Genomic DNA, 12,350 nt, shown 5'->3' with positions numbered 1-12,350 from the left:
CCCACCGGTAACTGGCGCTATCCGCCAGCCGCGGTCGTCAGTAGCCGGTCACACCGATCGGCAAGCGCGGCCCGCAGCGGCGCGGCCCGCTCAGCAACCGTCTGCTGGAGCCGAACGTATTCGGCTCGACCCGCCGGTGTCTCGATCGCGATCGGCTCGAATCCGTAGTCGCGGAGATCATAGGGGCTGGCCCGCATGTCGAGTGCGCGAGCATCGGCCGCCAGGTCCAGACAGTCCATCACGAACTCCGACGCCACCAGTGGCCCAAGCTTGACCGCCCACTTGAAGAGATCCATCGCCGCGTGGAGGCAGCCCGGCTGTTCGCTGGCGGTCTGGCCCGCCCGGGTGAGCTGCTCGGTGTTGCGCCGGGTGGCCGGCCCGGTGAAGAACCGGAACGCGTCAAAGTGGGTGCACCGCAACGGCATCGACTCGACGACCGCGTCGGTGCCCGCGGCGCCGAGCCGCAGCGGCACCCGGTCGTGACGCACCGTCGGCGCGCGGTAGACCATCGCCCACTCGTGCAGGCCGAAGCAGTTCAGCCGTGCCGGACGCGCCTCCGTCGCACACAGCAGACGGCCGATGAACCGGACGGTGTCCAGCCGCGCCAGCAGGTAGTCGCGGGCCACCGTCACCGCGGCGCCGTCCGGCCGGTATCCGGTGCGGCGCAGGTATCGCTGCGCGGCCGCACCGGCCAGCGCGATCCCGAACCCGGGATGCCAGGTCCGCAACCGCCCAGGCCGCAGGCTGTAGTAGGTGAACAGGAAATCCCAGACCGGATGCGTGTCGTCGGACCGGTGGGTGCGCAGGAAGTCGTCGACGCGCCGACGGTGACGGCGCTCGCGGTCCGTCCACTCGGCCTCGCACAGCACCCGGGCGACGTCAGACACGGTGTGTCCCGTCTCGCACGGTGCCCACCAGATCCTCGACGAGGTCTTCGAGCGCGACCATCGCCTCCACGCTGCCGTCGGGCGCGGTGACCAGTGCCAGGTGGCTGTTGGTGCGCCGCAAGCGCGACAACGCGTCGGGCAGCGGCAGCGACGCCGGCACCAGCGGCAGCGGGCGCACCATGGCAAAGTCCAGCACCGCGTCAGGGTCGTTGACGAACGCCAGCACGTCCTTGATATGCAGGTAACCGAGGTAGGCGCCGGACGCGTCGGTGATCGGAAAACGCGAGTAGCCGGTTTCGGCCAGTGCCTGCTCGACCGCGCTGACCGTCGGCCCCGCGCCGTCGCGCGCCACCGACACCGTCCTGATGTCGCGCAGCGGGAAGGCCACGTCCTTGACGGCACGATCACGGATCTGCAGCGCGCGGGTGAGCCTGCCGTGCTCCTCCGGGTCGAGCAGGCCCTCGGACAGCGACTCGGCGATCATCTCGGACAGTTCGACGGTCGAGACCGTGACGTCGAGTTCGTCCTTCGGCTCGACGCGGAATGCGCGCAGGGTGGCGTTGGCGCACCAGTTGTAGAACGCGATCAGCGGTCGAGCCAGGCGAATCCACACCAGATAGGTCGGGATCAACAGCATCGCCGCCGACTCGGGCCCGGCGATCGCGATGTTCTTCGGCACCATCTCGCCCAGCAAGACGTGCAGCACGACCACGATCGTCAGTGCGACGACGAAGGAGACGGTGTGCAGCACCGCATCGGAGACACCGACGGCGTCGAACGGCTTTTCCAGCAGGTGAGCGACGGCGGGTTCGCCGACCCGGCCGAGCAGGATGGAGCAGATCGTGATGCCCAGTTGCGCGCCGGCGAGCATCAGCGACAGACGCTCGCCCGCGCGGATCACGGTGACCGCGCTCTTCTTGCCTTGTTCGGCCAGCGCCTCGAGCCGATCGCGGCGCGCGGAGATCAACGCGAACTCCGAGGCGACGAAGAACGCGTTGACGGCGAGCAGCAGCACGGTCAGCAGCACACCGAGGAAGTCACCCATCGGCGCGGCTCCCATCGCCCCGTCCGGTACCGGATCCGTCGCCGCGCCGCCCCAGTTCGGTCAGCTCCAGCACATCGATGCGGCGCCCGTCCATCCGCACCACGGTCGCGAGCCAGCGGTTCGGATTCTCGATCGGGCCGTCGGGATCGAACGCGTCGAGTTCCACCGACTCGCCTTCTTCGGGGATGTGACCCAGCTTCTCGAGCACCAGGCCGCCGATCGTCTCGTAGTCCCCGTCGGGGGCGCGAAACGTGGTCGCGCCGGCGACCTCGTCGATGCGCAGCAGGCCCGATATCTGCCAGCCGCGCCCGGCGGGCACCACATCCGGCGCTTCGTCGTCGTGTTCGTCGCGGACGTCGCCGACGATCTCTTCGATGAGGTCCTCGACGGTCACCATGCCCGCGGTGCCGCCGTATTCGTCGACCACCAGCGCGGTCTGCAGCCCGTTGGCGCGGATCTGTGTCATCACCGCATCACCGTCCAGCGTCGACGGCACCCTCGCGACCGGAAGCGCCAGGGTGGCCAGCCGGGTGCTGTCGCGTTTGCCGGTCGGCACCTCGAAGACCTGCTTGACGTGTGCGATGCCGATCGTCTCGTCGAGGTCGCCCCGGATGATCGGGAAACGGGAGTATCCGGTCCTGATCGCCGCGGTCACCAGATCGGCGACCGTGTCGTCGGCGTCGAGGGCCTCGATCTTCTGCCGCGGCGTCATGAGTTCCTCGGCGGAGCGGTCGCCGAACCGCAGCGAGCGGTCCACCAGCACGGCGGTGATGGGGTCCAGCGCGCCGCTGCGCGCGGAGCTGCGCACCAGCGACACCAGTTCCTGTGGGGAGCGGGCCGAGCGCAGCTCCTCGGCCGGCTCGATGCCCAGCCGGCGCAGGATCATGTTGGCGGTCCCGTTGGTCAGCCGGATCAGCGGGGTGAACAGCGCCGAGAACAGCAGCTGTGGCGCGGCCGACCAGCGCGCCGTCGGCACCGGCCGCGCGACCGCGAGGTTTTTCGGCACCAGCTCACCGAAGACCATCGACAGTGACGTGGCGATCACGATGGCCAGCACGAGGGCCAACCCGCCCGCGAACCGTTCCGGCATCCCGACGGCGTCCAGGCCGGGGCGGATCAGCCTGGCTACCACGGGTTCGGCCAGGAACCCGGTCGCGAGCGTCGTGATCGAGATGCCGACCTGCGCTCCGGACAGCTGGAACGACAGCGTGCGGTGCGCCCGCCGGACCATCTGGTCGCGGCGGTGCCCGCTGCGCGCGTTGGCTTCGACGGTGCTGCGCTCGAGCGCGGTCAGCGAGAACTCAGCGGCGACGAAGACCGCGGTGCCCGCGGTCAGCAGCGCGAACGCCAACAGCGACAGCAGCGACGTGGCGACCGTCATCGGATCCTCCCCGTAGGGGTGCCGGGCCTGCTGCCCGGCCGCCTAGAGGAGGGCTCGGCGTCGGGGGGCTCGCGGTCGGGCCGCAAGGCCGGGAAGGCCCCCTCTGAAACCCGGGCCTCGACGGGTGCCTGCGGCACGGGATCCCTTTCGCGTAGATGACTGAGGAAAACCATGGTAACGGCTGAGGACGCGGGTGCGGGATCACCAGCCCGTGGGCAGCGGATGCCCTTCAGCAAAGCCGGCCGCCGACTGCACCCCGAGCACCACCTTCTCGTGAAGGTCGGCGAGATTCGCGGCGCCGACGTAGGTGCAGGTGCTGCGCACGCCCGAGGTGATGTGGTCGAGCAGGTCCTCCACGCCTCCGCGGGATGGGTCAAGACCCATCCGCGACGTCGAGATGCCCTCCTCGAACAGCGCCTTGCGGGCCCGGTCGAACGCGCCGTCACCGGCGGTGCGGGCGGCCACCGCCCGTTTGGACGCCATGCCGTAGCTCTCCTTGTACGGCTGGTCCTCACGGTCGCGCAACAGGTCGCCGGGTGACTCGTACGTGCCCGCGAACCACGAGCCGATCATCACGTTGGACGCGCCGGCGGCCAGCGCCAACGCCACGTCGCGTGGATGCCGGATACCGCCGTCAGCCCACACGTGAGCGCCCAGTTGCGTTGCCGCGGCGGCACATTCGGCAACCGCCGAGAACTGGGGGCGGCCGACACCGGTCATCATGCGCGTCGTGCACATCGCGCCCGGGCCGACGCCGACCTTCACGATCCCCGCTCCGGCGGCGATCAGGTCCCTGGCGCCCTCGGCGGACACCACGTTGCCCGCCGCGAGCGGCAACCCGAGATCCAACGTCGACACCGTCTCGATCGCCTCGAGCATCTTCAGTTGGTGCCCGTGCGCGGTGTCGATCACCAACAGGTCCACCCCGACCTCGGCCAGGCTGCGTGCCTTGGCGCCGACGTCGCCGTTGATGCCGACCGCGGCCGCGATTCGTAACCGCCCCCTGTCGTCCACCGCGGGTGTGTAGATGCCCGCCCGGATCGCACCGGTGCGGGTGAGAACACCGGCCAGCGTTCCGTCGGACTCGGTCAGCACAGCGACGTCGACGGTCGCGTGTTCGAGCAGATCGAAGACCTTGCGCGGCTCGGTGCCGACCGGCGCGGTGACGAAGTCGGAGACGGCGACGTCGCGAACCCGGGTGAAGCGGTCGACGCCTTCGCAGTTGGCCTCGGTGACCAGGCCGATCGGCCTGCCCTCGAACACCACGACCGCGGCGCCGTGCGCGCGCTTGTGGATCAGCGCGGTCGCGTCCGACACCGAGTCGTCGGGGCCGAGCACGACCGGGGTGTCGACCACGAGGTCGCGGCTCTTGACGAAGTCGACGGTCTCCTGAACCGCGGAGATCGGCAAGTCCTGCGGCAGCACGACGAGGCCACCGCGGCGGGCGACCGTCTCGGCCATCCGGCGCCCGGCGACGGCGGTCATGTTCGCGACCACCACCGGGATCGTGGTGCCCGAGCCGTCGGAGGTCGACAGGTCGACGTCCATCCGCGACTGGACATCGGAGCGTCCGGGGACGATGAAGACGTCGTCGTAGGTCAGGTCGTAAGGCGGGTTGTGCCCGTCGAGGAAGCGCATCGCCTACGAGTCTAGTTGGCCGATTTCCCTGCGCGAGCAGACGCAAAATGCCCCGAAAAACCGCGAAAATGCGGCAATTTGCGACTGCTCGGCCGGGAAAATCTAGGCCTCGACCTCGCTGCGGTCCCCGCTCCAGAGGGTGTGGAAGCGCTTGGTGCGCTCGGCGTCGATGCGGCCGTAGGTGTGCGCGCCGAAGTAGTCGCGCAACCCCTGGGTGAGTGCGGCGGGCAGCCGCTCCTGACGCAGACCGTCGTAGTAGGACAGCGCCGACGAGAAACCGGGAATCGGGATGCCGAGTTCGGTGGCGGTGACGACGACGCGGCGCCAGCCGTCGATTGCCGCCTCGATAGCGCTGCGGAAGTACGGCGCCACGATCAGCGTCGGCAGGTCGGGGTCCTCGTCGAACGCGTCCTTGATCCGGTTGAGGAACTTGGCGCGGATGATGCAGCCGCCGCGCCAGATGGTGGCCAGGTCGCCGGGGGTGATGTTCCAGTCGTACTCCGCGCTGCCCGCCTGAATCTGGTTGAAGCCCTGCGCGTAGGCGATGATCTTCGACGCGTACAGCGCCTGACGCACGTTCTCGGTGAATTTCGCTGCGTCAGTCGGCTTTTGGCCCAGACCGCCGGAGGCCAGTCCAGTGGTGGCCTCGCGCTGGGCTACCGATCCGGACAGGGCGCGCGCGAACACCGCCTCAGCGATACCGGTCACCGGAACGCCGAGATCGAGCGCCGACTTCACCGTCCAGCGGCCGGTGCCCTTCTGCTCGGCCTCGTCGAGGATGAGGTCGACGAGCGGCTTGCCGGTCTTGGCGTCGGTCTGGCGCAGCACCTTCGCGGTGATCTCCACCAGGAAGCTGTCCAGATCGCCGGTGTTCCACTCATCGAAGACGTCGGCGATCTCACCGGCCGTCTTGCCGAGGCCGTCGCGCAGCAGTTGGTAGGCCTCGCCGATGAGCTGCATGTCGGAGTACTCGATGCCGTTGTGCACCATCTTCACGAAGTGGCCGGCGCCGTCGGGCCCGATGTGCGTGCAGCACGGCACGCCGTCGACGTGCGCGGAGATCTCCTCGAGCAGCGGGCCCAGCGACGTGTAGGACTCGGCCGGGCCGCCGGGCATGATCGACGGCCCGTTCAGGGCACCCTCCTCGCCGCCGGAGATGCCGGCCCCGACGAAGTGCAGCCCACGCTCGCGCATCGCCTTCTCCCGGCGGATCGTGTCGGTGTAGAGCGCATTGCCACCGTCGATGATGATGTCGCCTTCGTCCATCGCGTCGGCGAGCTCGGTGATGACCGCATCGGTCGGGTCGCCGGCCTTGACCATGATCAGCACCCGACGCGGCTTCTCCAGCGCGTCCAGAAATTCCGCGATGGTCTCGCTGCGCACGAACTTGCCCTCGGAGCCGTGTTGTTCGAGCAACGCGTCGGTCTTGGCGACCGAGCGGTTGTGCAGCGCGACGGTGTATCCGTGCCGGGCGAAGTTGCGCGCGATGTTCGATCCCATGACGGCAAGGCCGGTGACCCCGATCTGAGCGGTACCGGTGGTCGAAGCGGAATCGTCAGAGCTCATTCGGGCAGCCTTTCGTTGTTTTGTTGTGGTGAACGCTTCGTCGGGCCTAAGCGGCGAACAACCGTTGCAGTTCGGTGAGCCACGGCAGGACCACGGCGATGGTGGGCACCACCAGCACCGCGGCCGCGGCCGAGTACGCGCACGCGGCCAGCGCCAGACTGTTGGGTGCCCCGCCGAGGCGGTGCAACCGCAGCACCGTGGTCGGCCCGCCCGCGGCCAGCGCACCCGACGGCGTGCGGCCGGCCGCGCACGCGACCAGGGCCCGGGCCAGGGGAGTGGGACCGGCGGTGCGCACTGCCGCGTCGTCGGCCAGCATCTCGATCAGCAGCCGCACCGCATCCAGCGCACTTGCGCTGCGGACGAAACGCGGAAACGCCGCGCGTACCGCGGTGAACATCTCGAGCACCAGATCATGCCGGGCCCGCAAATGCGCGCGTTCGTGGGACAGGATCGCGGCAATCTCCTTGTCCGCCAACGTGGTCAACGTACCTTCGCTGACGACGACGCGGCTGCGTACGCCCGGCAGGCAGTAGGCCAGCGGCTGGTTCACGTCGAGGATGCGCAACCCATCCCCGGCTACCGCGTGGGCCCATTTCTGCGACTTACCCACCAGGTCCACCACCATCCGGTGGTGAGCGCGCCGGCGCCGTGTCGCGATCGCGACCTGCAGTACCGAGGCGATCAAGCGGGCACCGATGACCAGTGTCAGCGCGAAAACCACCACGTAGGCGATCCAGACCGGCCAGCCCAGAACCGCTATTTCGCTGGTGAGCGTCGTGGTCGGTCTCCCGTCGCGACCCGGCGCGAACAGGCGGCTCGCGATCGCGATGCCGGCCGAGAAAGCCGACAGCACGGCCGCCAGAGCGATCGCCTGCCACAGCACGATGGCCGCCCGGGGTGCGCGGTAGGGCCAGGATGCGCGGGCCAGCACTGCTGGCACCGGTCCGGAGAGGACCAGCGCCATGACGGTGAAGGCCAGCGCGGACACGCTGTCAGTCTCCCTCAGCCGGTGCCCGGATTGCCAGCGGGCGGCGCGACGCCGTCCTCGCTCTCCAATTCGGCCAGCGCGCGACGCAACGCGGCGGCTTCGTCGGCGCCGACCCGCTCGACGAAGTGCACAAGTGCCGCCTCCCGGCTGCCCGAATCGGCGGCCTGGTCGAGCGCGTCGACCATCAGGCCGGCGACGAGTTCGTCGCGGCCGTGAGTCGGCGCGTAGCGATGGGCCCGGTCATCGCGGTGTTGCACGACGAGGTTCTTCTTCGCCAGCCGTTGCAACACGGTCATGATCGTGGTGTAGGCCAAGTCGCGATGGGCGGAGAGCGCCTCGTGAACTTGGCGCACGGTTTGGGGCTCGCGGGTGGACCACAGGTGATCCATCACTGCGCGTTCCAGTTCCCCTAGACGCGTCAACTTCGCCATGGTCAGTTCTTCTCCTAGAGGCCGTGGATCCAGCTTACTACTGGTTACTACCGTGTGTCGTATTCCGCACGGTGGACGGCCGGCAGGTTTCGCCAAACTCCACTCCGGCCGTGGTCACCGCCCGTTCTTCCGGCGGTGTGAAAGCAGTCACAGGGTCTAGCCGTCCTAGCGCGCCTAGCTATAGTAAGGCTTACCTAACTCGATATCGGGAGGCCCCATGACGGTTCTGGTCGACGATCCACTCATCGCGAGCATGGCGATCCGCAGGACGCTGCCGCTGCATGAGTCGAGTCGACGGCTGCGCGAGCTCTACCCCGAGTGTCCGCGGGTGTACGGCGTCGCGGTGATGGGCGATTTGTCGCGGCGGCGATGGTGGCCACTGGCCGAGGCGCTGACCACCGACCGGTTGCAGGTCATGTTCGACCTGGCGGCCGAGGAGACCGACAGCCGCGCGGCGGTGGCCCATCAGTTGGCGGCGACGCTCGCCCACGTCGTCGTCGGACGCGTCGTGCCGCTTCTGGTGCTCGAAGGGCGCGCATGGGACACCGGCCTGGAGAACCTGTGGGTGCACGTGGACTCCGAGGGAGCGATCGACTGGGTCGGCGTCGTCGACCCGACAGTGCGGGCGCTGCAAGACGATCCGTGCTTCGGGCACGGGTCGGCCCGCGGGTGCTCGACGCGCGACGGCATCGTGGCGTTGCCCAGCGAGGCCGCGTTGACGACGTGGGTGGCGCACCGCAGTCACCGCGCGCTCGCGCCGCTGTTCGCCAAGCTGAGCGAGATCAGCGCGGGCGCGATGTCGGTCGCGGCGATGTGGCATGTCGTGGGGGGAGCGGTCGTCGGCGCGGCGACCCAGGTGCCGCTGCTCGCCGGGTCGAGCGAGTGGACGAGCATGCGGCGCGGCCAGGCGGTGCTCGACGCGCTCGTGGGATTCGGCCTGCCCGTGCGGGGCACCTCCCGGGCCACCGCAGGGAAGGTCTTGCTTAATTAGGGCAGCCTTGCCTATGCTCATGGCAGAGATCGAGCAAGGATCAACCGAGAACCACCGGACCGCGCCGGAGTCCTGAGGGCTGCAGAGACCCCCGGTCCACACGGAGGACGGGCCCCACACCATTGGTGTGGGGCCCGTCCGCATCCGTGCTGAAAACTATGTGTGTCAAGCCTTTTCGACGGCGCCTCCGCTGTCGGCCCAGTCGCCGAACGCGCCGAGGTTGTACACCTGCTGGTAGCCGAGCTCCGTGAGCGCCTGACCCGACAGCGCCGAGCGCCCGCCGGATGCGCAGTAGAGGATCACGGGTTTGTCCTTGGAGAAGTGCTGGTCGTGATACGGCGACTCCGGGTCCGCGCGGAACTCCAGCATGCCCCTCGGCACGTGAACGGCGCCTGCCACCTTGCCGCTCTTCTCCACTTCGGGGGCGTCGCGCACGTCGACGACCAACGCGCCCTTGCTGATCAGTTCCCGAGCCTCGTCGTGGGAGATCTTGGGCACCACGGCGTTGGCTTCTGCAACGAGGTCTTTCGCGGTCTTGGCCATGATTGACCCTAACTCGCGCCACCCGGCGGGGTCATGATGTCGGCGAGCGTGTAGACACGTTCGCGTGACCCCCGATGTGACCCCCGATGCGGCGGCGGACCTGGCTTCCGAACTGGGCAAGGGCTTCGACCGCGAGCTCGGCCTGACCTACCTCGAACTCGGTCCCGACGGCGCCCGGGCACAGCTGAAGATCGAGGACAAGCTGCTGCAGCCGTACGGCATCGTGCACGGCGGCGTGTACTGCTCGATCGTCGAAAGCCTGGCCAGCGTGTCCGGGGCAGTCTGGCTCGCCGGCAACGGCGGTGGGCACGTGGTCGGCGTCAACAACAACACCGACTTCCTGCGGGCGATCTCGTCGGGAACGGTCACCGCGGTGTCCGCACCGATCCACCGCGGCAGGCGCCAGCAGCTGTGGCAGATCACCATCACCGACGACGACGACCGACTCGTCGCGCGCGGACAGGTGCGGCTGCAGAACATGCCCGCCGAGTGACCGCGAGCAGCGCGTGTGCTGCTGAAACTCGCTTGGCGTGGCAATATCCCGCACTATGCTGTTGACCCCGCACGAACAGGACCGGCTGCTGCTCTCGTATGCCGCCGAACTGGCGCGCCGCCGACAGGCCCGCGGCCTCAAGCTCAACCACCCCGAGGCGGTCGCGGTGATCAGCGACCACCTCCTCGAGGGTGCCCGCGACGGTCGCACCGTTTCAGAATTGATGGTCAGCGGCCGCGAGGTTCTCGGCCGCGAGGATGTCATGGACGGCGTTCCCGAAATGCTCGAGGCCGTCCAGGTGGAGGCGACGTTTCCCGACGGCACCAAGCTCGTTACCGTCCACCATCCCATCCGATGATCCCGGGTGAAATCGTCTACGGGCAGGGCGATATCGAGCTCAACCCGGGCGCGCGGCGCATCGAACTGGACGTCGTCAACACCGGCGACAGGCCCATCCAGGTCGGCAGCCATGTGCATTTGCCGCAGGCCAATGCTTCTCTGGAGTTCGACCGCGACGCTGCCCACGGCCACCGGCTCGACATTCCAGCCGGTACCGCGGTGCGCTTCGAACCAGGTGTCGCCCAGCACGTTTCGTTGGTGCCGCTGGCCGGATCACGCGAGGTCCACGGGCTGACCCTACAACCGCCGGGCCGACTGGACGCCTCATGAGCGAGCTGTCTCGCGCCAGGTATGCCGCCCTGTTCGGGCCGACGACCGGCGACCGCATCAGGTTGGCCGACACGGATCTGTTCGTGGAGATCACCGAGGACCGCAGCGGCGGCCCCGGGCGGGCAGGTGACGAGGCGGTGTTCGGCGGCGGCAAGGTACTACGCGAGTCGATGGGACAAGGGCGCGCGACCCGGGCCGACGGGGCGCCCGACACCGTGATCACCGGCGTCGTGATCATCGACTACTGGGGAATCATCAAGGCCGACATCGGTATCCGCGACGGCCGCATCGTCGGCATCGGCAAGGCCGGCAATCCCGACATCATGTCGGGCGTGCATCCCTCGCTCGTCGTCGGGCCGTCGACGGAGATCATCGGCGGCAACGGACGTATCGTCACCGCGGGGGCGATCGACTGCCACGTGCATCTGATCTGTCCGCAGCTCATGGCGGAGGCGCTCGGCGGCGGCATCACCACCATCGTCGCCGGCGGTACCGGCCCAGCCGAGGGCAGCAAGGCCACCACCGTCACCCCCGGGGCGTGGCACCTCGCGCGCATCCTCGAATCGCTGGACTCGTGGCCGATGAACGTGGCCCTGCTCGGCAAGGGCAACACGGTCAGCATCGACGCATTGTGGGAGCAGTTGCGCGGCGGCGCTTCGGGTTTCAAACTCCACGAGGACTGGGGGTCGACACCTGCGGCGATCGATGCCTGCCTCACCGTCGCCGACGCTTCCGGTGTCCAGGTCGCACTTCACTCCGACACGCTCAACGAGGCAGGCTTCGTCGAGGACACGATCGGCGCGATCAATGGCCGCTCGATCCACGCCTACCACACCGAGGGCGCAGGGGGTGGCCACGCACCCGACATCATCCGGGTCGCCGCCGAGCCCTACGTCCTGCCGAGTTCGACCAATCCGACCCGGCCGCACACCGTCAACACGCTTGACGAACACCTCGACATGTTGATGGTGTGCCACCACCTCAACCCCCAGGTGCCCGAGGATCTCGCGTTCGCCGAGAGTCGGATCCGGCCCTCGACGATGGCCGCCGAGGATCTGCTCCACGACATCGGTGCGATCTCGATGATCGGCAGCGACTCGCAGGCCATGGGCCGTATCGGGGAGGTGGTCCTCCGCACCTGGCAGACCGCACACGTGATGAAGCGACGGCGCGGCGCGCTACCCGGCGATAACGAAGCAGACAACACCCGCGTCCGCCGCTACGTCGCCAAATACACCATCTGTCCGGCCGTCGCGCACGGGCTCGACCAGGAAGTCGGATCGGTCGAGGTCGGCAAACTCGCCGACCTCGTGCTGTGGGAACCGGCGTTCTTCGGGGTCCGCCCGTACGCGGTGCTGAAGGGCGGAATGTTCGCATGGGCGGCCATGGGCGACGCGAACGCGTCGATTCCCACGCCGCAGCCCGTCCTGCCCCGACCGATGTTCGGCGCGGCGCCTGCGGCCGCGGCGGCGACATCGGTGCACTTCGTTTCGCCGCAGGCCGTCGATGACGGGCTCGCCGACCGCCTGGCCGTCAATCGGCGTCTGGTAGCGGTCCGCGATGTTCGACAAGTCGGTAAAGCTCAGATGCCTCTCAACGACGCGCTTCCGGACATCGACGTCGACCCGGACACGTTCACCGTGCGTATCGACGGCGACGTGTGGCAGGAGGCGCCCGCCGCCGAATTACCCATGGCGCAGCGCTATTTCCTCTTCTAG

13 protein-coding genes are annotated in these 12,350 nt (G+C 68.7%); 5 read left to right on the top strand and 8 right to left on the bottom strand.

Going from position 1 to position 12,350, the window contains the following annotated elements:
• Positions 1–17: 17 nt before the first annotated feature.
• The 7 genes from AU187_RS04345 to AU187_RS04315 form a co-directional block, all read right to left on the bottom strand.
• On the bottom strand, positions 18–887 hold the full coding sequence (locus tag AU187_RS04345; RefSeq protein WP_172800156.1) for a 3-methyladenine DNA glycosylase: 870 nt from the start codon (positions 885–887) through the stop codon (positions 18–20).
• Positions 880–1,932: a hemolysin family protein gene (locus AU187_RS04340; protein ID WP_059098658.1), complete on the bottom strand. Its 1,053-nt coding sequence runs from the start codon at positions 1,930–1,932 to the stop codon at positions 880–882. Before AU187_RS04340 ends, AU187_RS04345 begins: the two co-directional genes overlap by 8 nt.
• Entirely contained in the window at positions 1,925–3,313 is a 1,389-nt protein-coding gene (locus AU187_RS04335; RefSeq protein WP_059098548.1) for a hemolysin family protein, read from the bottom strand. The genes AU187_RS04340 and AU187_RS04335 overlap by 8 nt, the downstream gene beginning before the upstream one ends.
• A gap of 201 nt (positions 3,314–3,514) precedes the next feature.
• The gene (locus AU187_RS04330; protein ID WP_059098547.1) at positions 3,515–4,951 is read right to left on the bottom strand and encodes a GuaB1 family IMP dehydrogenase-related protein; all 1,437 of its coding nucleotides are present in this window, start codon (positions 4,949–4,951) and stop codon (positions 3,515–3,517) included.
• A gap of 102 nt (positions 4,952–5,053) precedes the next feature.
• Positions 5,054–6,517, bottom strand: coding sequence for an NADP-dependent phosphogluconate dehydrogenase (gnd, locus tag AU187_RS04325; RefSeq protein WP_059098546.1), 1,464 nt, complete (start codon positions 6,515–6,517; stop codon positions 5,054–5,056).
• A 46-nt stretch (positions 6,518–6,563) separates the two neighbouring features.
• On the bottom strand, positions 6,564–7,505 hold the full coding sequence (locus AU187_RS04320; protein ID WP_059098545.1) for a M56 family metallopeptidase: 942 nt from the start codon (positions 7,503–7,505) through the stop codon (positions 6,564–6,566).
• Positions 7,506–7,519: 14 nt separating this feature from the next.
• A complete protein-coding gene (locus AU187_RS04315; protein ID WP_059098544.1) occupies positions 7,520–7,936 on the bottom strand; it encodes a BlaI/MecI/CopY family transcriptional regulator in 417 nt (138 codons plus the stop codon).
• Between the two features lie 217 nt (positions 7,937–8,153).
• On the opposite strand from AU187_RS04315, the gene AU187_RS04310 reads away from it, so the two are divergent.
• On the top strand, positions 8,154–8,927 hold the full coding sequence (locus AU187_RS04310) for a hypothetical protein (RefSeq protein WP_059098543.1): 774 nt from the start codon (positions 8,154–8,156) through the stop codon (positions 8,925–8,927).
• Between the two features lie 165 nt (positions 8,928–9,092).
• On the opposite strand, the gene AU187_RS04305 is transcribed toward AU187_RS04310, so the two are convergent.
• Complete coding sequence (locus AU187_RS04305; RefSeq protein ID WP_059098542.1) at positions 9,093–9,470, bottom strand: rhodanese-like domain-containing protein; 378 nt, start codon at positions 9,468–9,470, stop codon at positions 9,093–9,095.
• 64 nt (positions 9,471–9,534) lie between these two features.
• Here AU187_RS04305 and AU187_RS04300 point away from each other — a divergent pair, with 64 nt between their 5' ends.
• The 4 genes from AU187_RS04300 to AU187_RS04285 are packed head-to-tail and all read left to right on the top strand — an operon-like array spanning position 9,535 to position 12,350.
• Positions 9,535–9,963, top strand: a complete 429-nt coding sequence (locus tag AU187_RS04300; RefSeq protein ID WP_231740256.1) for a PaaI family thioesterase — start codon at positions 9,535–9,537, stop codon at positions 9,961–9,963.
• 55 nt (positions 9,964–10,018) lie between these two features.
• Positions 10,019–10,321 (top strand): urease subunit gamma, encoded by a 303-nt coding sequence (locus AU187_RS04295; protein WP_059098541.1) that lies wholly within the window; start codon positions 10,019–10,021, stop codon positions 10,319–10,321.
• Positions 10,318–10,632, top strand: a complete 315-nt coding sequence (locus tag AU187_RS04290; protein WP_059098540.1) for an urease subunit beta — start codon at positions 10,318–10,320, stop codon at positions 10,630–10,632. The genes AU187_RS04295 and AU187_RS04290 overlap by 4 nt, the downstream gene beginning before the upstream one ends.
• Entirely contained in the window at positions 10,629–12,350 is a 1,722-nt protein-coding gene (locus AU187_RS04285; RefSeq protein WP_059098539.1) for an urease subunit alpha, read from the top strand. Before AU187_RS04290 ends, AU187_RS04285 begins: the two co-directional genes overlap by 4 nt.

Origin of the sequence: Mycobacterium sp. IS-1556, assembly GCF_001499985.1 — a bacterium.
GTDB lineage: Bacteria > Actinomycetota > Actinomycetes > Mycobacteriales > Mycobacteriaceae > Mycobacterium.
The sequence above is the reverse complement of the archived record's forward strand: the minus strand, read 5'-3'. Positions and strand labels throughout refer to the sequence as shown.

Coding starts and splice junctions, on each gene's coding strand:
- AU187_RS04310 (WP_059098543.1), top strand. CDS start 8,154: ATGACGGTTCTGGTCGACGATCCACTCATCGCGAGCATGGCGATCCGC.
- AU187_RS04335 (WP_059098548.1), bottom strand. CDS start 3,313: ATGACGGTCGCCACGTCGCTGCTGTCGCTGTTGGCGTTCGCGCTGCTG.
- AU187_RS04340 (WP_059098658.1), bottom strand. CDS start 1,932: ATGGGTGACTTCCTCGGTGTGCTGCTGACCGTGCTGCTGCTCGCCGTC.
- AU187_RS04290 (WP_059098540.1), top strand. CDS start 10,318: ATGATCCCGGGTGAAATCGTCTACGGGCAGGGCGATATCGAGCTCAAC.
- gnd (WP_059098546.1), bottom strand. CDS start 6,517: ATGAGCTCTGACGATTCCGCTTCGACCACCGGTACCGCTCAGATCGGG.
- AU187_RS04285 (WP_059098539.1), top strand. CDS start 10,629: ATGAGCGAGCTGTCTCGCGCCAGGTATGCCGCCCTGTTCGGGCCGACG.
- AU187_RS04315 (WP_059098544.1), bottom strand. CDS start 7,936: ATGGCGAAGTTGACGCGTCTAGGGGAACTGGAACGCGCAGTGATGGAT.
- AU187_RS04305 (WP_059098542.1), bottom strand. CDS start 9,470: ATGGCCAAGACCGCGAAAGACCTCGTTGCAGAAGCCAACGCCGTGGTG.
- AU187_RS04330 (WP_059098547.1), bottom strand. CDS start 4,951: ATGCGCTTCCTCGACGGGCACAACCCGCCTTACGACCTGACCTACGAC.
- AU187_RS04295 (WP_059098541.1), top strand. CDS start 10,019: ATGCTGTTGACCCCGCACGAACAGGACCGGCTGCTGCTCTCGTATGCC.